This window comes from Agromyces sp. CF514, assembly GCF_900113185.1.
In the GTDB taxonomy this organism is placed as follows: Bacteria; Actinomycetota; Actinomycetes; order Actinomycetales; family Microbacteriaceae; genus Agromyces.
In genome coordinates, this window is sequence record NZ_FOZD01000001.1 from 2707307 (window position 1) to 2728023 (window position 20717).

Below are 20717 nucleotides of genomic sequence, written 5' to 3' on the forward strand. Positions count from 1 at the left end.
ACCGAGTCCGACCGGCCGATGCCGATGCGCCGAGGGCGACCGAAGCGGTCAGGCCCTGATGGCGATGTTCACCAGGTTCGGTGCGCGCACGATGACCTTCACGATCTCGCGGTCGCCGATGGTGCGCACGACGGCCTCCGACGCGCGCGCGAGCGCTTCGAGCTCGTCGCCCGAGATCTTCGGGGAGACCTCGATGCGGTCGCGGACCTTGCCGTTGACCTGCACGATGGCCGTGACCGACTCCTCGATGAGCAGCGCCGGGTCGGCCTTGCGCCACGGTACGAGGGCGATCGTCGGCTGGTAGCCGAGGCGCTCCCACATGTCCTCGGCCGTGTACGGCGCGAACAGGTCGAGGATCATCGCCGTGACCTCTGCCGCCTCACGGACGGCCGCATCGCCGGCGCCGACGCCAGAGTCGATGGTCTTGCGGGTCGCGTTCACGAGCTCCATGAGACGCGCCACGACGACGTTGAACTTGTACGCCTCGATGAGGCCGGGCGCGTCGGCGAGCAGGCGATGCGTGACACGGCGGAGCGCCGTGTCGCCGCTCTTCCACTCGACGTCGGGGCTCGAAGTGACCTCGCCGGCGATGCGCCACGCACGGGCGAGGAACTTCGCGGCACCGGTCGGCGAGACATCCGCCCAGTCGATGTCGTCTTCGGGCGGGCCCGCGAACGCGAGCGTCACGCGCAGCGCGTCGGTGCCGTGCGCCTTGAGCTCGGACGCGAACTCGACGAGGTTGCCCTTCGACTTCGACATCTTCGAGCCGTCCATGAGCACCATGCCCTGGTTGAGCAGCGACGTGAACGGCTCGGTGAAGCCCAGGTAGCCCTCGTCGAAGAGCACCTTCGTGATGAAGCGCGAGTACAGCAGGTGCAGGATCGCGTGCTCGACACCGCCCACGTACTGGTCGACGGGCGCCCACTTCTCGGCCTCGGCCGGGTCGAACGCCACGCCCTCGTCGGTCGGGTTGAGGTAGCGCAGGTAGTACCACGAGCTGTCGACGAAGGTGTCCATGGTGTCGGAGTCGCGTCGCGCGGCCCCACCGCAGTTCGGGCACGAGACGTTGACCCAGTCCTCGGCGGCGCCGAGCGGGCTCGAACCCTTCGGCTTGAGGTCGAGGCCCGCGGCATCCGGAAGCCTGACCGGCAGCTCGCTCTCGGGAACGGGCACCTCGCCGCAGTCGGCGCAGTGGATGATCGGGATGGGCGTGCCCCAGTAGCGCTGGCGCGAGATGAGCCAGTCGCGCAGGCGGAAGTTCTTCGCGGCGCGGCCGAGCCCCCGCTGCTCGAGCAGCTCGATGACCCGACGGATCGCGTTCGACTTCGAGAGGCCGTCGAGCGGGCCCGAGTTGATGAGGCGGCCCTCGCCCGTGAGCGCGAGGCCCGTCTCGGCAGGGTTCAGCGGCGGCAGGTCGTCGGGCAGGTACGGCACGCCGTTCTCGTCGAGCGGAATGACCGGGATCACGCCCGTGACGGGCTGGTTCGTGTCGACGACCACGCGCACGGGCAGGTCGAAGGCACGCGCGAAGTCGAGGTCGCGCTGGTCGTGCGCCGGCACGGCCATGATCGCACCGTGGCCGTAGTCGGCCAGCACGTAGTCGGCGGCCCAGATCGGCATGCGCTCGCCGTTGACGGGGTTGATCGCGTACCGCTCGAGGAACACGCCCGTCTTGGGACGCTCGGTCGAGAGGCGGTCGATGTCGCTCTCGGTGCGCACCGACTCGAGGTAGCCCTCGAAGCGGGCCCGCACCTCGTCGGTCGCCCCGGCGGCCAGTTCCGCGGCCAGCTCGGAGTCGGGCGCGACGACCATGAAGGTCGCGCCGAAGAGCGTGTCGGGGCGGGTCGTGAAGACCGGGATGCGCGCGTCGCGCCCCTCGATCTCGAACTCGACGTCGGCGCCGGCCGAACGACCGATCCAGTTGCGCTGCATCGAGATGACCTTCGACGGCCAGGCGCCCTCGAGCTGGTTCAGGTCGTCGAGGAGGCGGTCGGCGTAGTCGGTGACGCGGAAGTACCACTGCGTGAGGGCCTTCTTCGTGACGACGGCGCCGCAGCGCTCGCAGTGGCCGTCGACGACCTGCTCGTTGGCGAGCACGGTCTGGTCGTTGGGGCACCAGTTGACCTGGCCGGCCTTGCGGTACGCGATGCCCTTCTCGTAGAGCTTCAGGAACAGCCACTGGTTCCAGCGGTAGTACTCGGGGTCGCTCGTGTGCAGCTCGCGCGACCAGTCGAACGACGGCGCGTACTGGCGGAACGACCGCTTCTGCTGGTCGATGTTCTCGTAGGTCCAGCCGCGAGGGTCGACACCGCGCTTGATGGCCGCATTCTCGGCGGGCAGGCCGAACGAGTCCCAGCCGATGGGATGCAGCACGTCGAACCCCTGGTGGCGCCAGTAGCGCGCGACCGTGTCGCCGTAGCCGAACGCCTCGGCGTGGCCCATGTGCAGGTCGCCCGAGGGGTACGGGAACATGTCGAGGATGTACTTGCGCGGCTTCGTGTCACCGGGGCGCCCTGCCGCGAACGGCTTCGCCTCGTCCCATACCGGCAGCCACTTCTCTTGAATGGCGGCGAAGTCGTATGCGCCGGGGTCGACCTCGTGCTGCTCGTGTGCCACGTGACTCTCATTCGTGTCGATATGCGGGCTGCCCGCACTGCGTTCGGGGCGCGCCAGACGTCGGCGCACCGAGCATCAAGCCTACTCACTCGCGCTGGGCGCTCGCCTCACGCGAATCGAGCCCTCCTGCGTCGCGCTCCGCGTGTCGCCGTCGACCCGCTCAGGCGTCGTTCGCGCCGAGCACCGCGAGCAGCGCGCGGGCCTTGACGCGGGTCTCCTCGACCTCCTCGTCGGGCACCGACAGGGCCGTGATGCCGCCGCCCGTGCCGATCGACGCGCCCGTCGGACCGAGCACGATCGACCGGATGACCATTGCGAGGTCGAGCGATCCGTCGACCGCCAGATAGCCGAACGCCCCCGAGTACACGCCGCGCGGGCCGCCCTCGAGGTCGTGCAGGATGCGCATCGCGCTGTGCTTCGGCGCGCCCGTCATCGAGCCCGCCGGGAAGGCCGAGCGCACCGCGTCGACCGCGGTGAGCGGATGCCGCAGGCGAGCGCGCACGGTCGACACGAGCTGGTGCACGTGCGGATACTCCTCGACGGCGAGCAGGCTCGGCACCTCGACCGTGCCGAGTTCGGCGATGCGACCGAGGTCGTTGCGCATGAGGTCGACGATCATGAGGTTCTCGGCGCGCTCCTTGTCGCTCTCGTGGAGTTCGCGGCGCAGGCGGCGGTCGTGCTCGGGATCGTCATGCCTCGGGCGCGTGCCCTTCATCGGCTTCGTCGAGACGACGCCGTCGGGCGTGACGTGCAGGAACAGCTCGGGCGAGGCACTGAGCAGGGCGTGCTCGCCGAGCCTCAGGTAGCCGCCGTGGTGCGTCGGGCTGGACTCCCGCAGCGCGAGGTACGTGCTCGCAGGGTCGGGCGCCACGTCGACGTCGACCCGGTTCGTGAGGCACAGCTGGTACGCGTCGCCGCGTCGGATCGCCTGCTGGCACTCGCCGATGAGGCGCGTGTAGGTCTCCGCGTCGTGACGCCAGCGCGCGGTCGCGGGTGCCGGCGTCGGGGCCGACGACGGGCGAGCGGATGCCTCCGGCTGCGCCGGCGCGGCGGCCCCGCCCCGTTCGGGGTCCGGGCGGCCGAGGCGCTCCCAGACGGCGACCAGGTCGTGGGCCCAGGCCTCGACGCCCGCGTCGGAGGCGCCGTCACCGTCGGCGTCGCCGTCGCCGTCGAGCCACACGAGCTGGGCCGTGCGCTGGGCGTGGTCGAACACGACGGCCCGGTCGATCCAGAGGAACGCGGCGTCGGGCGTCTCGGCCACGGCCGCGGGAACTCCCACGAGCTCGGCCCCGAGCTCGTAGCCGAACCAGCCGAACCAGCCGAGCGGCCCGGCATCGGCGTCGGCGTCGGCGTCGTCCGATCGCGCGCCACCATGTCCGCTCGTCCGGTGCTCCGCGAGGCGCTCGGCGAGCACCTCGAACACCTCGCCGACGACGGCGGGCCGCACCCGCGCCGCATGGTCGATCGCCACGGGCCGCGATGTGCTGATCGTGCCGGCCGCGACATCCGCCGTCAGGAGCTCGCTGCCGGCGTGCGCGACCGCGATGACGCTGATGCCCGAGGTCGCGTCGGCGCCGCCGTCGAGCCAGACGACATGGGTGGCTTCGGTGCAGTGCGCGCGGAAGAGCAGGTGCGGATCGAGCCACCCGTCGAGCCGGCGGCGTCGGATTCGGCGCGGCATCCGTTCAGCCTACGTCGTGGAGCGACCGTCGGCGCGCCCCTCCGCCATCGTGAACGTGCGGTCGATGAGACGCTCGTCGACGGGCGCGTGCGAGATGACGAGCACGGTGCGCCCGGCCCCGCGTGCAGCCGACACGAGGTCGTGCATGAGCGCATCGGCCTGCGCCGCGTCGACGTTCGCGGTCGGCTCGTCGAGCACGAGCACGGGGAAGCCTGCGAGGGTCGCACGCGCGAGGGCGATGCGCTGAGCCTGCCCGCCGGAGACGAGGGATCCACGCTCGCCCACCATCGCGTCGAGGCCGCCGCGTTCGGCGACCCACTCGCGCAGGCCGACGCGGTCGAGCGCGTCGAGCAGGTCGGCGTCGCTCGCGTCGTCGCGGGCGAAGAGCAGGTTCTGGCGCACCGACTCGTCGAAGAGCCACGGTCGCTGCTCGACCAGCCCGACGAGGCTGCGCAGCGCGTCGGGGTCGAGCCGCGACGCCTCGACGTCGCCGATCCGGTACGAGCCGTCGTAGTCGAGGAAGCGCACGAGCACGTGCGCGAGCGTCGTCTTGCCCGCGCCCGACGGCCCGCGCAGCAGCGCGCACTCCCCCGGCTCGAGGTCGAGGTCGACGTGTTCGAGCGCGGTCCCGGATGTCGCGGTGGTCCGCCGTTCCGACTCGACACCGGGTACCGCCTCGTCGCGCCCGTCGACCGCTGCGGGCCAGGACGCGCGGACGTCGCGGAGTCGGATGCTCGGAGGCACGCGGCCACCGGCCGGGCTGACGGGGTGCGTCGGCGCGACCGGGATGCACGCGGGCACCTGCTGCGGCACCGCGGATTCGACGCGCGCCGCGCTCGCGCGGGCCTGGCGCCAGGCTGTCGCCGCAAGCGGGATCGCCGCGGCGACCTCGGCGATCGCGAGCGGCACGAGCGCGAGCACCGCGAACGTCGGCCCGTCGATGCGTCCCGCTTCGAGCAACGGGGCGGCTGCCGCGAGGCTCGCGGCGACGGCGAACCCGCCGATCGCGGTCATCGACGCGGACGCCGCGCCCGCCGCCATGACCCGCGACCTGGTCGCCCGGGCGAGCCGCTCGCCGAGCTGCTCGATGCGTGCGCGGCTCGCGTCGGCCGCATCGAACGCGACGAGCACGTCGACCGACTGCACGTGCTCGAGGACGGCCGCCTGCAGGTCGCCGCGGAGGGGGGCGAGCTCGCGCTGCGCCCTGACCGCGGCCGCACGCTGCGCCAGCAGCGTCAGCCCGATGCCCGCCACGAGGCACGCGAGCACCGCGAGCGCCGAGGCCGGAGCGAGCAGCGCCACGCCGACGATCGCCGCGACGAGCACGATCGCCGCGCTGACGAGCGGCTGCACGACCCGGAGCGGCACGTTCTGGAGTTCGTCGACGTCGTCGACGAACCGGGCGAGGAGGTCGCCGCGCCGCGTGCCCACGAGCCCGTCGGGCGCGAGCGGGAGCATGCGCTCGAACACCCCGGTGCGGATCGACGCGAGTTGCCGGAACGACGCGTCGTGGCCGGTGAGCCGTTCGAGGTAGCGGAATACCGCACGGCCGAGTGCGAACGCGCGCACCCCGACGACGGCGACCGAGAGGTAGAGCACGGGCGGCTGCTCCGCGGCGCGCGCGATGAGCCACGCCGAGCACGCGAGCAGGGCGATCGCGGACAGGCCCGACGCCATGCCGGCGAGCACCGAAGGCGCGAGTCGACCGGCCGACGGGACGGCTGCCCGAAGGGTGGCGATGCCGCGCTCAGACATGCGCCACCGCCAGTTCGAGCGTGCGATCGGCTGCGGCCGCCAGCCCGCCGCGGTGGGTCGCCACGATCACGACGCGGCCGTCGTCGGCGAGCTCCCGAAGGCCGGAGGCGATCGCGGCTTCGCGCGCGGGATCCTGCGCCGAGGTCGGCTCGTCGAGCAGCACGATGCGGGCCCCTGCCGCGAGTGAGCGATGCAGGGCGCGTGCGATCGCGACGCGCTGCGCCTGCCCGCCGGAGAGTCCGGTGCCGGCGGGTCCGATCTGCGTCGCCGGATCGAGGTCGACCGCCGCGAGCCGCATCGCGCGTGCGAGCACGGCACCGTCGGCATCGACGAGGTCCTCGGTGCCGAGGCGCACGTTCGAGGCGACGGTTCCGGCGAAGAGCGTCGCCGCCTGCGGCGCCCACGCGATCGAGTCGCGAGCGGTCGGCCCCGGCCGCTCACCCTCGACGAGCACCTCGCCCTCGATCGGCGCGTAGCCGAGCAGGCCGGCGAACAGGCTCGACTTGCCGATACCGCTGGGTCCGGTGATCGCGACGAGGTCTCCGGGGGCGGCCGCCAGGTCCACCCCGTCGATCACGACCCTGCCGTCGCGCCGCACCCGCGCGCCTGCGAGCCTGAGGCCGGCCGCCGAGGCGCCGACGGCAGGGGCGGACGCCACCGGGTCGGCCGCGGCATCCGGAACTCTGTCATCGGCGGCCGTCTGAGCGCCAGGTGCCGGCGCGGCCTTCGCGGCGGCTTCGAACAGCTCGAACGCATCGTCGGACGCGGTGACCCCGGCCGACGACGCGTGGAACGCCGCGCCGACGTTCCGCACGGGCAGGAAGATGTCGGGCGCGAGGATCAGCACGAGCAGGCCCGGCATGAGGTCGATCTCGCCCCACACGAGCCGGAATCCGATCGAGACCGCGACGATCGCGACCGACAGGCTCGCCGCGATCTCGAGCACGAAGCCCGACAGGAACGTCACCCGCAGCACGGCCATCGTGCGCTTGCGGAAGTCGTCTGTCACTGCGCGGATGCGCTCGACCTGACGGCGCGCCCGGCCGAACACGATGAGCGTCGAGAGCCCGCCCACGACCTCGAGGAAGCCGTGCGACAGCGACGCGAGCGTGTCGTACTGGCGTCGCTGCACGCCCGCGGTCGCCATGCCGATGAGCGCCATGAAGACCGGGATGAGCGGCAGCACGATGACGAAGACGAGGCCGGAGAGCGGGTCGACGATCCAGGCCACCGCGATGAGGATCGGGGTCGCCACGACCGTCAGTACCAATTGGGGCAGGTACGAGCCGAAGTACGCGTCGAGCGCGTCGAGCCCCGGGCCGAGCAGCGTCGCGATGCGCGAGCTCGGGAAGCCCGGCACCCCGGTGGGCGCCGACTCGGTCGCCTCGAGCACGTCGCGCCGGAGTTCCTGCTTCACCCGCATCGCGCCCGCCGAGCCGACGAGCTCCCAGGCCCACGAGGCGAGGGCGCGAACGGATGCCGCGGCAACGAGCAGCACGAGCAACGGCCACGCCTGCGACATCCGCTCGCCGTCGATGAGGCCCGCGACGAGCGAGGCGAGCGCGTAGGCCAGCCCGATCGTCGCGGCCGCCTGCAGGAGCGCCAGCAGTGCGCCGACGACGAGGAACCTGCGGGCGGCGCGCGAACGCCGGACGAGGCGTGGATCGAGGGGTTTCACGTCAGTGCGCGACCGCCGCCTCGACCGAGGCACGCGACACGCGCTTGCGGAACACCCAGTACGTCCAGCCCTGGTAGAGCAGCACGATCGGCAGGGTGAACAGCGCCACCCAGCTCATGACCGTGAGCGTGTACTCGGTGCTCGAAGCGTTCTCGATCGTGAGGCTGTTCGCGGGGTCGTTCGACGCCGGCATGACATCGGGGAACAGCGCCGAGAACAGGGCGAGCACGGCCGTCGCGACGGTGACCGCGAGCAAGGTGAACGCGATGCCCTCAGCACCCCGCAGATTCGCGAGCCAGCCGCCGATGAGCGCGAGCGCGGCCACCGCGGCGAACACCCAGAACCAGAACGTGCCGAACGCGAGGCCCGTCCAGAGCAGGAAGCTCGCGGCGACCACGATCGTCACGAGGCCCGAGCGCACCGCGAGCCTCTGCGCACGCTCGCGCAGGTCGCCTTCGGTCTTGAGCGAGGCGAACACGACGCCGTGCGTGAAGAACAGCAGGAGCGTGGTCAGCCCGCCGAGCAGCGCGTACGGGTTCAGCAGCGTGAACAGGTTGCCCGTGAAGTTGTGGTCGGCGTCGAGCGGCACGCCGGCGACGATGTTCGCGAAGGCGACGCCCCAGAGCAGCGCGGGCACCGCCGACCCGACGACGATCATGCCGTCGAACCACGCCTTCCACTTCGAGTCGGGGCGCTTGTGCCGGTACTCGAACGAGACGCCGCGGGCGATGAGCGCGAGCAGGATCAGCAGCAGCGCGAGGTAGAAGCCCGAGAAGAGCGTGGCGTACCACTCGGGGAACGCCGCGAACAGCGCGGCGCCCGCGACGATGACCCACGTCTCGTTGAGGTCCCACACGGGGCCGATGGTGTTGATGAGCACGCGACGATCGGTGTCGTCCTTGCCGAGGAACGGCAGCGACATGCCGACGCCGAAGTCGAACCCGTCGAGCACGAAGTACCCGACGAACAGGAACGCGACGATCCAGAACCAGAGTGTTGCGAGATCCATCTCCATCGCCTCCTAGTACACCGTCGTCGCGGGTTCGATCTTGCCGGTCTCGGGATCGGGATCGCCGACCTCGGGTGGCCCCTTGCGGATGGCCTGGATGATGAGCCGCACCTCGACCACCGCGAGGATGCCGTAGATGAGCGTGAACGCCACGAGCGAGATGAGCACGTCGAGGCCGGTGACGTACGGAGAGACGCCCGACTCGGTCTTCATGAGGCTGAAGACGATCCAGGGCTGCCGGCCCATCTCGGTGAAGACCCACCCGACGCTCATCGCGAGCAGCGAGAGCGGGAAGCTCCAGATCGCGACCTTCCAGACCCATGCCTGCTTCGGCATGCGGCCCTTGCGCGTGAGCCAGAGGCCGACGACCGCGATGAGCACGTGCGCGAGGCCGAGGCCGATCATCCAGCGGAACGCCCAGTAGGTGACCCAGAGGATCGGCGTGTAGTCGCCGGGGCCGAACTGCTGGGTGTACTCCGCCTGCAGGTCGTTGATGCCCTCGACGCAGCCGTCGAACGTGTGCGTCGACAGGAACGAGAGCAGGTACGGGATGCGGATCGAGAACAGTTCGCTCGAGCCGTCGGGCGTTCCGAGCGTGAAGATCGAGAACGAGGCGTCGGCGCCGCACACGGTGTCGAACGTGGCCTCGGCCGCCGCCATCTTCATCGGCTGGGTCGCGACCATCGCGAGGCTCAACTGGTCGCCGAAGAGCGTCGTGAGCACGCCGGACCCGACCATGAGCCAGAGGCCGTACTTCAGCGCGGGCCGCATGGTGTCGATGTGCTGGTTGCGCGCGAGGTGCCAGGCGGCGGCGCTGATGATGAGGCCGGCGGCCACCATGAAGCTCGCGGCGATGGTGTGCGGGAACGCCGCGAGGGCCACGCGGTTCGTCAGCAGCGCACCGATGTCGACGAGCTCGGCTCGACCGCTCTCGGCGTTGAGCTCGAAGCCGACCGGGTTCTGCATGAACGCGTTCGCGGCGAGGATGAAGTAGGCCGAGAGGATGGTGCCGACCGCGGTCGCCCAGATGGTGGCGAGGTGGATGCCGCGCGGCAGCTTGTCCCAGCCGAAGATCCAGAGGCCGATCATGGTCGCCTCGAAGAAGAAGGCGAGCAGCCCCTCCATCGCGAGCGGCGCGCCGAACACGTCGCCGACGAACCGCGAGTACTCCGACCAGTTCATGCCGAACTGGAACTCCTGCACGATGCCGGTGACGACGCCCATCGCGAAGTTGATGAGGAAGATGTTGCCGAAGAACCGCGTGATGCGCAGGTACTCCGCCTTGCCGGAGCGGAACCACGCGGTCTGGAAGACTGCGGTGCTCGTCGCCAGGCCGATCGTGATCGGCACGAAGAGGAAGTGGTAGACCGTCGTCAGGCCGAACTGCCACCTGGCCAACAGCAGCGGATCGAGCAGGTCGTTCACGGATGCCCCTTTCGACGGGAGTCGACCTCGCGGGTCGTTCTTCTACAGAGCGTAGAACATTCAGGCAGTCGGCGGTAGCCTTGACCCATGGCGAGTCTTGGCGAGTTGGAGCGATCCGTGATGGAGATGCTCTGGAACACCGACGCCGACCTGTCCGCGAACGAACTCCGCGACGCGTTGGCGCTCCGCGCCGACGCCTCGGGCCGGGCGGTCGCGACGACGACCGTGCTCACCGTGCTCTCGCGCCTCGAGCGCAAGGGCTTCGTCTCCCGCACCCGCGAGCAGCGACCGCACCGCTACCGCGCACTGCTCTCCCGCGAGGAGCACACCGCCGAACTCATGCACGAGGTGCTCGACCGTTCGAGCGACCGCGATGCCGCACTCGCCCGATTCGTCGGCACCGCCAGCGCGCGAGAGGCCGCCACCCTGCGCCGCCTGCTCGACGAGCTCGCGAACCACTGATCGTGCTCGCCCTCGCCGCTGCGCTGGGCGCGCTCGCCGTCGCCCTGGCCTGGCCCGTGCCGGTGGCGCTCTCGCGCGCCGCGTGGCCGGCCCGCTCCCCCGCACTCGCGCTCGCGCTCTGGCAGGCGATCGCCCTTGCCGGTGCGCTCTCGATGATCGGCTCGCTGCTCGCCTTCGGCGCATCCCCGGCCGGCTCGCTCGGCGCCGCGGTCGGACATCTCGTGCCCTCGCTGCTGCACGGCTCGATCCCGCCCGAGTACGCCGTGATCCACCTCGCGGCCATCACCCTGGCAATCGGCCTCGCCATGCATCTGCTGCTCAACCTCGGCCAGACCATGGTGCGGGCCGAACGCGAGCGCCGCCGGCAGCACCAGCTCGTCGCACTCCTCGGCGACCCGATGCCCGGCGTCCCCCGCACGCGCGTGCTCGCCCACCCCGAACCGCTCGCCTACTGCGTGCCCGGCATCCGCACCGCGACCGTCATCACCGACGGCCTCGTCGACGCACTGCGGCCCGAGGAGCTCGCCGCCGTCATCGCGCACGAACGCGCGCACCTCGACCAGTTCCACCACCTCGTGCTGCTCTCGTTCCGGGCCTGGCACAGCGCCCTGCCGTGGTTCCCGATCGCGAACCGCGCCGAACGCGCCGTCGCGCTGCTCACCGAGATGCTCGCCGACGACGTCGCCAGGCGCGAAGTCGGCGACCCCACGCTGTACTCCGCGATGGTGCTCGTCGGCACGTCGGGCGAGCCCGGTGCCTACGCCGACTCGGGCGGCGTCGCGCCCGATCGCGCGATGCTCGACGCGCGCCTCGCGCGCCTCGGAATCACCCCGTAGTCTGATGCACCGTTCAGCGCCCGCGGATACGCTCGAACGATGAACGAGATCCTCGACTGGATCCTCAGCACGGTGCAGAGCGTCGACCCGATCGCACGCACGCTGCTCGCCGGCCTGGGCATCATGTTGGAGACCTCGGTGCTCGTCGGGCTCGTGGTTCCGGGCGACACCATCGTGCTCGTCGCATCGACCGCCGTCGACGGGGTCGTCGAGTACCTCGCACTCACCTTCGCGGTCATCGTCGGCGCCCTCGTCGGCGAGAGCATCGGCTTCGCGCTCGGCCGCTGGTTCGGCCCCCACATCCAGCGCTCGCGGCTCGGCCGGCGCATCGGCGAGCAGAACTGGCATCGCGCGCAGGTCTACCTCGCACGCCGCGGCGGTCCGGCGGTCTTCGTGTCCCGTTTCCTGCCCGTGCTGCACTCCCTCATCCCGCTCACGGTCGGCATGAGCGACATGCGCTACCGCAAGTTCATGGCCTGGACCGTGCCGGCATGCGTGCTCTGGGCGTTCGCCTACGTCTCCGTCGGCTCGGCGGCTGCGGGCGGCTACCGCGAGATCAGCCGAGACCTGCACTGGGCGGGCTACCTCTTCGTCGCGGTCATCGTCGCGTTCCTGCTGGTCGCGTGGGCCGTCAAGCGCTGGCTCCTCCGTTCCGAAGCGCGTCACATGACGGATGCCGCCCCTGCCGAAGCCGGCGCGGGAGACCCGTCGTCGATCGCGACAGACGACGCCGCGCGGCCCGACGGTGCAGACGACGAAGGGCCGGATGCCGCAGCATCCGACCCTCCGAATCCGTCGCTCAGCGCCTAGGCGCCGACACGGACGCGACCCCTAGAATAGCGCCTTCTCGGCGAGCCAGTCCGACGCGATCTGCTCCTCGGACTGCTGCTCGTTCACGCTGAGCCCGTTCAGCGCGACCAGGTCTTCGGGCGTGAGCGCCGCGCTCACGGTGTTGATGATCGCGGCGATGTCGTCGGTCACCTTGTCGCTGACGACCGGCACGACGTTCGAGGCGAGGAACAGGCCCTTCGGGTCGGCCAGCGTCACGAGGTCGTTCGATCCGATGTTCGGGTCGGCGCTGTAGATGTTCACCATCTGCACCTGGTCGTCGACGAGCGCCTTGAGGGTGAGCGGTCCGCCGCTGTCCTCGATGGGCGTGAACGCCACGTCGACCCCGTACACCGACTTCAGGCCCTCGGGCCCGTAGGGCCGCGTCGCGAGCTCGGAGTTGCCGCCGAGCGTGATCGGAGTCGTGACGCCGGCCAGGTCCTCGAGGCTCGTGACGCCGTTCGCGTCGGAGAACGCCTTCGTGACGTTGTAGGAGTCCTGGTCGGTCGCGGGCGACTGGTCGAGCACGCGCAGGCCCTCGGGCAGCGCGTCGGCCAGTGCCGCATAGACGTCGTCGCTCGTCTTCGCGGTGGTGTCTGGCACGTAGTACTGGAGGAGGTTTCCGGTGTACTCGGGGAACAGGTCGATCGACCCGCCCTCGATCTCGGGGATGTAGACCTCGCGTTGGCCGATGCGGAACTGGCGATCGACCGTGATGTCGTTCGCCTCGAGGGCCTGCGCGTAGATCTCGGCGATGATCGCGTTCGAGTAGTAGTCCTGCGAGCCGATCACGATCGTCGGCGAGTCGCTCGCATCTCCTGATCCGCTGTCGAGCGGATCACCAGACGAGCACCCTGCCAGGGCCACTGTCGCCCCGACCGCGACCGCCGCGAGCGCGGCGAGCCGGCCTTTTCCTGCTGTGAACATTGCATTTCCCTTCGGTTCGGGTCACCCCGTGACCGTTCGGGGCCGGGCCGGCCTCGAACGGAGCTCTGCGGTTCGCGTCGCCCGCACACCAGCGGGGACGACGCTTCGTTGGAGGAGTGCGAAGACGCCGTCGACCACGAGTGCGAGCGCGATCACCAGCATGGAACCGCCGAGCATCTCGGCGTAATCCCTTGTCTTCAGCCCCTCGAAGATGTAACGCCCCAGCCCCTCGTCGGCGAGATAGGCCGCGAGCGTGGCCGTCGCGATGACCTGCACCGACGCCGAGCGGATGCCGCCGACGAGGATCGGCAGGCCGAGCGGCAGCTCGACGCCGCCCACGATCTGGATCTCCCGCATGCCCATCGCCCGCGCCGCGTCGACGGTTCGGCGGTCGACCGACTCGAACCCCGCATAGGCTCCGGCAAGCAGCGGCGGGATCGCGAGGATCACGAGCGCGAGGATCGGCGCCGTGAGCCCGATGCCGATCCACAGCCCGAACAGCGTGAGCACGCCCAGCGTCGGAAGCGCGCGCAGCCCGCCCGAGACCATGACGGCGACCTCTCGCCCGCGGCCGGTGTGCCCGATCAGGGCGCCGACCGGCAGGGCGATGAGCGCGGCGATCACGAGCACGACGCCCGAGACCGCGAGATGCTCGGTCAGGCGCTGCGGGATGCTGCCAGGCCCCGTCCAGTTGACGGGGTCGAGGATCCAGGCGAACCCCTCGGCGAAGTAGTTCATGCGACGCCCGCCCCCGAGGTGCGGGCCGGCTCGGAGCCGGCCGTGTCGGAGTCGGCTTGCCCCGAACCGGCCGCAGCGGAGGACGCGGCCGCCCGCGGCATCCGCCCGCGCCGCCCGACCCTCGGCGTCGTGGTCCAGGGCAGCAGCACTCGCCCGAGGAGCACCGCCGCGAGATCGAGCACGACCGCGAGCACGATCGTCGCCACGATGCCCGTGATGATCTCAGCCTGGATGCCTCGCTGGAACCCGTCGGTGAAGAGACTGCCGAGGCTCGGCACGCCGATGACGGCGCCGACCGTGGCGAGGCTCACGGTGCTCACGATCACGACCCGCAGCCCGGACAGCAGCACCGGCCCGGCGAGCGGCAGCTCGACCCCCCAGAACCGCCCGGATGCCGCGTAGCCGAGCGCGGTCGCCGACTGGCGCACGTCGCGCGAGACCGAGTCGAACGCGTCGGCCGCGGTGCGCACCATCACGGCGACGCCGTAGATCGTCAGCGCGATCACGAGGTTGAGCGGCGAACGCACGCCGAACCCGGTGATGGCGGGCAGCGACACGAAGAGCGCGAGGGACGGGATCGCGTAGAGCACCGCCGCGACCGAGAGCAGCACGCCGCGCGACCAGGCGTACCGGTGCGCGACCCACCCGAGCGGGATCGAGATCACGAAACTCAGCATGATGGCAGGCACCGACAATGCGAGGTGCACGAGCATGAGCTCGCCGACGTGGTCGAGGTTCGCCCAGAACCACGTCACGAGGCGAGCACCCCTGCGGGTCGCCCGTCGCCGTCGACCACGACCTGGCGGCCCTCGACCTCGGTCAGGTGCAGGGCGCGCTTGCCGCGATCGGCACCGACGAAGTCGCTGACGAACGCGTCGGCCGGCGAGGCGAGGATCTCGGCAGGCGAGGCCGCCTGCGAGATGCGCCCGCCCTGCTGCATGATCACGACCTGGTCGCCGAGCAGGAACGCCTCGTCGATGTCGTGCGTCACGAACACGACCGTCTTGCCGAGCTCGGCCTGCAGGCGCAGCAGCTCCTGCTGCAGCTCGGCGCGCACGATCGGGTCGACGGCGCCGAACGGCTCGTCCATGAGCAGGATGTTCGGGTCGACCGCGAGCCCACGGGCCACGCCGACGCGCTGCTGCTGCCCGCCCGAGAGCTGCGACGGGTACTTGTCGGCGAGCGACCGGTCGAGCCCGACCGTGTCGAGCAGTTCGAGCGCCCGGCCGCGGGCCTGCCGCCTCGGGACGCCCGTCAGCATCGGGACGGTCGCCACGTTCTCCGCGACCGTGCGATGCGGCAGCAGGCCGGAGTTCTGCATCACGTAGCCGATGCCGCGGCGCAGTCGCACCGGATCGAGCGTCGCGACATCCGTGCCGTCGATGAGCACCTGTCCGGCGGTCGGGTCGACCATGCGGTTGATCATGCGCAGCAGCGTCGTCTTGCCCGAACCGGACGACCCGACGAGCACGGTCGTCGTACGGGGCTGGATCACGATGTCGACGTGCTCGATCGCGAGCGTGCCGTCGGGGTACTGCTTCGTGACACCGCGGAACTCGATCATGGCCGCCTCACACCCTGTTCGAACGATCGTTCGAACCTCAAGCCACCAGCCAAGCACCGAATGCGGAGTCAGGCAACGCGAAGGGCGCGCGCGTCGCAAGACGGCGTCACGGATGCCGGCGGCCGACGCATCCGGCGGGCGCACGCGTCCGGCGACGGCGACGTCGAGGCGCGCATGGTCGGCGAAGCGCGCGGCAGGCGGCCGCGGCCGTCAGGCTCCGATCAGGCGGCGTTGCTGGCCGCGCGCGGAGCCGTGAGGTGCTCGCGGAGGTAGGACTGCACGAGCGCGCGTGCCTCGTCGAGGTAGCGCTCGTCGCCGTCGACCGTGCGCTCGAACGCGCGATTGATGAGCGAGTCGGCGACCTCGAGCGCGATGCCGATGCGGAACCGCAGTTCGTCGGGCGCGAGGTCGATCTCGAACTCGTCGGCGATCAGCTCGGCCATGCGGGCTGCGAACTCGGGCTCGTGGTCGTCGCCGCGATCGCGACGTCCGGCGTGCACGACCGTGAACCCGGGCTCGTCGCGATACAGCGCGATGCACGCGTCGAGCGAGATGTCGATGAGCTCCCACCAGGTCGCGGGCGCCTGCCTGGCGAGCTCGTCGGCCACGCGCTCGCGGAAGCGCTGGATGGCCCGTTCGCGCAGGGCGTCGACGACCGCGACGCGGTCGGGGAAGTACCGGTAGACCGTGCCGATCGAGGCGCCGGCGCGCTCGGCGACCATCTGGGTCGTGAGGCGCTCGAAGCCGGACTCGTCGACGATCTCGGCAGCTGCGTCGAGCAGGGCGTCGAGTCGCTGCGAGCTGCGTCGCTGCGTGGGCTCGGTGCGGACTGAGCGTTTCCTGCTCGAATCGGCCCCGAGGATCAGGTCGACATTCGGCACGGAACCTCCTCAGTTTGCGGGCTCAACTCTACCGGCCGTCGAAGGCGTCGGATGACCACGCAAGCTGTGCGTTTCACGTACGTTCCACTGGGCATGACAGACTGAGGGGATGCCGGCCAATCCCCCCGATCCGGCCGGATCCCCCGAGCGCCAGGTCCGGCACCGTGCCGCGCGCGTCGAGGACTGGGTCCACGATCTGCACGTGCGCTGGGCTCGCCGCCGTGGGCAGGTGCCCACGGTGGTCCCGTATACGGGCTACGGCTCGACCGAGTGGGTGCGCGTGCTCTGCCGCGTGCTGCTCAGCAGGCAGATCTCGGCGGACGAGACGTCGCCGCGCCGCCGCAAGCGGCGCGAGCAGGGCATCCGCGGCTGGCGCAGCTTCACGAGCGCCCCGGTCGGCGACGTGCCGGTGACCATCGAGGTCGGCGGGCAGCGCATCGAGGTCCGCACCGACCGAGGCGGCGTGGTCGATACGCGCATCCCGGTCTCGTTGGCACCGGGCTGGCACCAGGCGACGCTCAGCACGCCGGGCTCCGAACAGGTCGTTGCTCCGATCCAGATCCTCGACCCCGAGGTCTCGTTCGGCATCATCTCCGACGTCGACGACACGGTCATGGTCACCGCACTCCCCCGGCCGTTCGTGGCCTTCTGGAACACCTTCGTGCTCGACGAGCACGCCCGCATGCCCACGCAGGGCATGTCGGTGCTCTACGAGCGCCTCGTGCGCGCACACCCGGGCGTCCCCGTGCTGTACCTCTCGACCGGCGCATGGAACGTCGCTCCGACGCTCAACCGCTTCCTCTCGCGCAACCTCTACCCGAGCGGGCCGCTGCTGCTCACCGACTGGGGTCCGACGCACGACCGCTGGTTCCGCAGCGGCCGCGCCCACAAGGAGGAGAACCTGCGCCGCCTCGCGGGCGAGTTCCCGGGCGTGAAGTGGCTCCTCATCGGCGACGACGGGCAGCACGACGAGGTCATCTACGCCGACTTCGCGGCCGAGCACCCCGACAACGTCGCCGCGATCGCGATCCGCCAGCTCTCCAAGGGCGAAGCGGTGCTCGCGGGCGGGCGCGGCAAGGCCTCGCAGGTCGAGGTCCGCGTGCCGTGGGTGTCGGCGAGCGACGGGTCGACCATGGCCGACCAGCTCGCCGAGGCCGGCATCCTCTAGCCGCGTCGCGACGCACGGCACCGGCACGACCAGTGCCAGGGCGCCCGAACGTGACGATCAGCGCCCGAACGTGACGATCAGACGGTGACGGATGCCTCGGCTGCACGCTCGCGGCGGATGCGCGCGAGTCCGCGATTGACCTGCCGACCCCAGAGCGGCCCGCGGTAGATGAACGCGGAGTAGCCCTGCACGAGGTTCGCCCCCGCGTCGAGGCGCTCCTGCACGTCGTCTGCCGTCTCGACGCCGCCGACCGAGATCACGCACATCGCGTCGGACACGTGTGCGCGGACGAGGCGGAGGACCTCGAGCGAACGTGCCGCGAGCGGCGCGCCCGACAGCCCGCCGGCGCCGATGCGCTCGACCTCTGCCGCGGAGGCGCGAAGGCCCTCGCGGGAGATCGTCGTGTTCGTCGCGATGATGCCGTCGAGGCCGAGGCGCGTCGCCAGCTCGCAGATGCGCGCGATCTCGTCGTCGACGAGGTCGGGTGCGATCTTCACGAGCAGCGGCGTCTGCCCGGCCGCCGCGCGGACGGTCTCGAGCAGGGGTGCGAGCGCGTCGAGCTCCTGCAGGCCGCGCAGGCCCGGCGTGTTCGGCGAGCTCACGTTCACGACCAGGTAGTCGGCGTACGGCGCCAGCACGCGCGTGCTGCGCTCGTAGTCGCCGACGGCGTCCTCGACGGCCGTGACGCGGCTCTTGCCGATGTTCACGCCCAGCACCGGCCGGTGCCGCCGGCGCGCGAGCCGCGAGAGGCGGCCGACCGCGGCATCCGCACCACCGTTGTTGAAGCCCATGCGGTTCACGAGGGCGCGATCGCCGACGAGGCGGAACAGTCGCGGGCGCTCGTTGCCCGGCTGCGCGACGGCCGTGATCGTGCCGACCTCGACGTGGCCGAAGCCGAGGTTGCCGAGGCCGCGCACGCCGAACCCGTCTTTATCGAACCCCGCCGCGACGCCGAACGGCGAGGGGAACGAGCGGCCGAGCGCCTCGACCGCGAGTGATGGGTCGGGCTTCGTGAACTGCTCGACCACCCGCCCGAATCCGAGCGTGGGCAGCGCGCGGATCACCCGGAACGCGAGGTGATGCGCGTTCTCGGGATCCATCTTGGACAGGAACAGGGAGAAGAGGAGTCGGTACATACCGCCTGACAGGCTATCGGAGTTCGCGACCCGTCGAACGCGCCCTACTCGACCGGGCGGGCCGGAAGGCGCCCGTGCACCTCGCGCAGCTGGTCGATCGCGGCCTCGAAGTCGTCGAGCGACTCGAAGGCCTGGTACACGCTCGCGAACCGCAGGTAGGCGACCTCGTCGAGATCGCGCAACGGCGGCAGGATCGCCAGGCCGATGTCGTTCGCCTCGATCTGCGAGGTGCCGGTCGACCGGATGGTCTCCTCGACCGTCTGCGCGAGCAGCGCGAGGTCGGAGTCCGTCACCGGGCGCCCCTGACAAGCTTTCTTGACGCCGAGCACGACCTTCTCGCGGCTGAACGGCTCGGTGACGCCGCTGCGCTTGATCACCGAGAGGCTCGCCGTCTCGGTGGTCGAGAACCGCCCGCCGCACTCCGGGCACTGGCGACGACGGCGGATCGAGAGCCCATCGTCGCTCGTGCGGGAATCGATGACTCGGGAATCCGGGTGACGGCAGAACGGACAGTACATGGTGGACCAAGCCTAGCGGGGCCGGCGGAGCAGGAACCCGAGCCGGTTACGCAAGGCGGTCGCCCGGAGCGTGCGGGCGAGAGCCCGCAGCACGGACCACCGGCGCCGACGGTCGGCCGGGCTACCGCTCGAACCGCGCCGTGACCGCCTCGCCGTGGGCGGGCAGGTCCTCCTCGTCGGAGAGCGTCGCGATCACCGGAGCGACCTCGCGGAGTGCGGCCTCGTCGTAGCGCACCACCTGCTGCGGGCGCAGGAACGTCGCCGCCGAGAGCCCCGACACGTGCCGCGCCGTGCCACCGGTCGGCAGCACGTGGTTCGAACCCGCCGCATAGTCGCCGAGGCTCACGGGCGAGTACGGACCGATGAAGATCGCGCCGGCATTCTCGATGCGCGCGAGCGTCGCGTCGACGTCGGCGACCTGGATCTCGAGGTGCTCGGCGCCGAACGCGTTGGCGAAGGCCGCGGCCTGCTCGAGGTCGTCGACCAGCACGAGCGCCGACTGCGGACCCTCGACCGCGGCCCGGACGCGCGCCGAGTGCTTGGTCGCGCCCACGCGCGCCTCGAGCCTGGCGCTCACGGCTTCGGCGAAGTCGGCCGAGTCGGTCACCAGCACGGATGCCGCGAGCTCGTCGTGCTCGGCCTGGCTCACGAGGTCGGCGGCCACGAAGTCGGCGTCGGCGCTCGAGTCGGCGATGACGAGGATGTCGGTGGGCCCCGCTTCGGCGTCGATGCCGGTGACTCCGGCGACGAGGCGCTTCGCCGCGGCGACGAACACGTTGCCCGGCCCGGTCACGCGCTGCACGGGCAGCAGCCCGAGGTCGGGCACCCCGTAGGCGAAGGCGCCGATCGCCCCGGCCCCGCCCATGGCGTAGACCTCGTCGACGCCGAGCAGCGCGGCGACCGCGGCGATGGTCGGGTGGATGCGACCCCCGTGATCGGCCTGCGCGGGCGAGGCCAAGGCGATCGACCGCACGCCCGCGACCTGCGCGGGAACGACGTTCATGACCACGCTCGACGGGTACACGGCCTTACCGCCCGGCACGTAGAGGCCGACCCGCTCGACGGGCTGCCAGCGCTGTTCAATGACGGCACCGGGCGCGAGCACGGTCCGCACCGGTGCGGGCACCTGGGCGGCGCTGGCCGCGCGCACGCGCGCGATCGTGGATTCCACGGCTGCGCGCACCTCGGGGTCGAGCGACTCGAGCGCCGTCCGGAGTTCGTCGGCGGGCACGCGGATCGCCGCGGGGCGCACGCCGTCGAAGCGCTCTGCCTGCTCGAGCAGCGCCTGTTCGCCGTGCTCCCGCACCTCGTCGATGATGCGGCCGGCCGGCGCGAGGGCGGCCGTGACATCCGTCTCGGCGCGCGGGACGAGCGCGAGCAGCTCGGCAGGGGTCGGACGGGATCCGCGGAGATCGATGGTGCGCAGCATGATCCCACCAGCGTACCGATCGGGCCGGGCGGCGCCCGACCCGATCGTCACAGGAGGCAGCCGGGC

Annotated in this window: 18 protein-coding genes; 4 read left to right on the forward strand and 14 right to left on the reverse strand. The window is 71.2% G+C overall.

Features of this window, described 5'->3' with window-relative positions:
- Positions 1 to 48: 48 nt before the first annotated feature.
- From leuS to BM342_RS12155, 6 genes are all read right to left on the reverse strand, one after another.
- Entirely contained in the window at positions 49 to 2616 is a 2568-nt protein-coding gene (gene leuS, locus BM342_RS12130; RefSeq protein WP_255368715.1) for a leucine--tRNA ligase, read from the reverse strand.
- Between the two features lie 160 nt (positions 2617 to 2776).
- Positions 2777 to 4297: an aminodeoxychorismate synthase component I gene (gene pabB / locus BM342_RS12135; RefSeq protein ID WP_092966039.1), complete on the reverse strand. Its 1521-nt coding sequence runs from the start codon at positions 4295 to 4297 to the stop codon at positions 2777 to 2779.
- Between the two features lie 9 nt (positions 4298 to 4306).
- The gene (gene cydC, locus BM342_RS12140; RefSeq protein WP_092966041.1) at positions 4307 to 6052 is read right to left on the reverse strand and encodes a thiol reductant ABC exporter subunit CydC; all 1746 of its coding nucleotides are present in this window, start codon (positions 6050 to 6052) and stop codon (positions 4307 to 4309) included.
- Complete coding sequence (gene cydD / locus BM342_RS12145; protein ID WP_177232148.1) at positions 6045 to 7730, reverse strand: thiol reductant ABC exporter subunit CydD; 1686 nt, start codon at positions 7728 to 7730, stop codon at positions 6045 to 6047. The genes cydC and cydD overlap by 8 nt, the downstream gene beginning before the upstream one ends.
- Position 7731: 1 nt before the next feature.
- Positions 7732 to 8739 (reverse strand): cytochrome d ubiquinol oxidase subunit II, encoded by a 1008-nt coding sequence (cydB, locus tag BM342_RS12150; protein WP_092966850.1) that lies wholly within the window; start codon positions 8737 to 8739, stop codon positions 7732 to 7734.
- Between the two features lie 12 nt (positions 8740 to 8751).
- The gene (locus tag BM342_RS12155) at positions 8752 to 10164 is read right to left on the reverse strand and encodes a cytochrome ubiquinol oxidase subunit I (RefSeq protein WP_092966045.1); all 1413 of its coding nucleotides are present in this window, start codon (positions 10162 to 10164) and stop codon (positions 8752 to 8754) included.
- 87 nt (positions 10165 to 10251) lie between these two features.
- Between BM342_RS12155 and BM342_RS12160 the strand changes: the two genes are divergently transcribed.
- From BM342_RS12160 to BM342_RS12170, 3 genes are read left to right on the forward strand one after another with little or no spacing between them, the layout of a single operon-like run.
- Positions 10252 to 10626, forward strand: a complete 375-nt coding sequence (locus BM342_RS12160) for a BlaI/MecI/CopY family transcriptional regulator (protein WP_092966047.1) — start codon at positions 10252 to 10254, stop codon at positions 10624 to 10626.
- Between the two features lie 2 nt (positions 10627 to 10628).
- Positions 10629 to 11462 carry a M56 family metallopeptidase gene (locus BM342_RS12165; RefSeq protein WP_092966049.1) on the forward strand — a complete coding sequence of 278 codons (834 nt, stop codon included), beginning with the start codon at positions 10629 to 10631 and terminating at the stop codon, positions 11460 to 11462.
- A gap of 39 nt (positions 11463 to 11501) precedes the next feature.
- The gene (locus BM342_RS12170; RefSeq protein WP_092966051.1) at positions 11502 to 12272 is read left to right on the forward strand and encodes a DedA family protein; all 771 of its coding nucleotides are present in this window, start codon (positions 11502 to 11504) and stop codon (positions 12270 to 12272) included.
- Positions 12273 to 12293: 21 nt separating this feature from the next.
- Here BM342_RS12170 and BM342_RS12175 read toward each other — a convergent pair whose 3' ends face one another.
- The 5 genes from BM342_RS12175 to BM342_RS12195 form a co-directional block, all read right to left on the reverse strand.
- The gene (locus tag BM342_RS12175; RefSeq protein ID WP_092966053.1) at positions 12294 to 13217 is read right to left on the reverse strand and encodes an ABC transporter substrate-binding protein; all 924 of its coding nucleotides are present in this window, start codon (positions 13215 to 13217) and stop codon (positions 12294 to 12296) included.
- A 21-nt stretch (positions 13218 to 13238) separates the two neighbouring features.
- The gene (locus BM342_RS12180) at positions 13239 to 13955 is read right to left on the reverse strand and encodes an ABC transporter permease (protein ID WP_092966055.1); all 717 of its coding nucleotides are present in this window, start codon (positions 13953 to 13955) and stop codon (positions 13239 to 13241) included.
- Positions 13952 to 14710 carry an ABC transporter permease gene (locus tag BM342_RS12185; protein ID WP_092966057.1) on the reverse strand — a complete coding sequence of 253 codons (759 nt, stop codon included), beginning with the start codon at positions 14708 to 14710 and terminating at the stop codon, positions 13952 to 13954. Before BM342_RS12185 ends, BM342_RS12180 begins: the two co-directional genes overlap by 4 nt.
- A complete protein-coding gene (locus tag BM342_RS12190; protein WP_092966059.1) occupies positions 14707 to 15519 on the reverse strand; it encodes an ABC transporter ATP-binding protein in 813 nt (270 codons plus the stop codon). The genes BM342_RS12185 and BM342_RS12190 overlap by 4 nt, the downstream gene beginning before the upstream one ends.
- Positions 15520 to 15740: 221 nt before the next feature.
- Positions 15741 to 16400, reverse strand: coding sequence for a TetR/AcrR family transcriptional regulator (locus tag BM342_RS12195; RefSeq protein WP_092966061.1), 660 nt, complete (start codon positions 16398 to 16400; stop codon positions 15741 to 15743).
- 109 nt (positions 16401 to 16509) lie between these two features.
- Here BM342_RS12195 and BM342_RS12200 point away from each other — a divergent pair, with 109 nt between their 5' ends.
- Positions 16510 to 17568 (forward strand): App1 family protein, encoded by a 1059-nt coding sequence (locus BM342_RS12200; protein WP_092966063.1) that lies wholly within the window; start codon positions 16510 to 16512, stop codon positions 17566 to 17568.
- Positions 17569 to 17645: 77 nt separating this feature from the next.
- On the opposite strand, the gene BM342_RS12205 is transcribed toward BM342_RS12200, so the two are convergent.
- The 3 genes from BM342_RS12205 to hisD all read right to left on the reverse strand — a co-directional run bounded on the left by BM342_RS12205 (position 17646) and on the right by hisD (position 20651).
- Positions 17646 to 18704 carry a quinone-dependent dihydroorotate dehydrogenase gene (locus BM342_RS12205; RefSeq protein ID WP_092966065.1) on the reverse strand — a complete coding sequence of 353 codons (1059 nt, stop codon included), beginning with the start codon at positions 18702 to 18704 and terminating at the stop codon, positions 17646 to 17648.
- Positions 18705 to 18748: 44 nt separating this feature from the next.
- Positions 18749 to 19222 (reverse strand): transcriptional regulator NrdR, encoded by a 474-nt coding sequence (gene nrdR, locus BM342_RS12210; RefSeq protein WP_092966067.1) that lies wholly within the window; start codon positions 19220 to 19222, stop codon positions 18749 to 18751.
- Between the two features lie 121 nt (positions 19223 to 19343).
- On the reverse strand, positions 19344 to 20651 hold the full coding sequence (gene hisD, locus BM342_RS12215) for a histidinol dehydrogenase (protein ID WP_092966852.1): 1308 nt from the start codon (positions 20649 to 20651) through the stop codon (positions 19344 to 19346).
- Positions 20652 to 20717 lie beyond the last annotated feature (66 nt).

Excerpts from the sequence above, each read along its gene's own strand:
- pabB (WP_092966039.1), bottom strand. The coding sequence starts at position 4,297 with ATGCCGCGCCGAATCCGACGCCGCCGGCTCGACGGGTGGCTCGATCCG.
- cydC (WP_092966041.1), bottom strand. The coding sequence starts at position 6,052 with ATGTCTGAGCGCGGCATCGCCACCCTTCGGGCAGCCGTCCCGTCGGCC.
- cydB (WP_092966850.1), bottom strand. The coding sequence starts at position 8,739 with ATGGATCTCGCAACACTCTGGTTCTGGATCGTCGCGTTCCTGTTCGTC.
- BM342_RS12160 (WP_092966047.1), top strand. The coding sequence starts at position 10,252 with ATGGCGAGTCTTGGCGAGTTGGAGCGATCCGTGATGGAGATGCTCTGG.
- BM342_RS12170 (WP_092966051.1), top strand. The coding sequence starts at position 11,502 with ATGAACGAGATCCTCGACTGGATCCTCAGCACGGTGCAGAGCGTCGAC.
- BM342_RS12175 (WP_092966053.1), bottom strand. The coding sequence starts at position 13,217 with ATGTTCACAGCAGGAAAAGGCCGGCTCGCCGCGCTCGCGGCGGTCGCG.
- BM342_RS12180 (WP_092966055.1), bottom strand. The coding sequence starts at position 13,955 with ATGAACTACTTCGCCGAGGGGTTCGCCTGGATCCTCGACCCCGTCAAC.
- BM342_RS12190 (WP_092966059.1), bottom strand. The coding sequence starts at position 15,519 with ATGATCGAGTTCCGCGGTGTCACGAAGCAGTACCCCGACGGCACGCTC.
- BM342_RS12200 (WP_092966063.1), top strand. The coding sequence starts at position 16,510 with ATGCCGGCCAATCCCCCCGATCCGGCCGGATCCCCCGAGCGCCAGGTC.
- BM342_RS12205 (WP_092966065.1), bottom strand. The coding sequence starts at position 18,704 with ATGTACCGACTCCTCTTCTCCCTGTTCCTGTCCAAGATGGATCCCGAG.
- nrdR (WP_092966067.1), bottom strand. The coding sequence starts at position 19,222 with ATGTACTGTCCGTTCTGCCGTCACCCGGATTCCCGAGTCATCGATTCC.
- hisD (WP_092966852.1), bottom strand. The coding sequence starts at position 20,651 with ATGCTGCGCACCATCGATCTCCGCGGATCCCGTCCGACCCCTGCCGAG.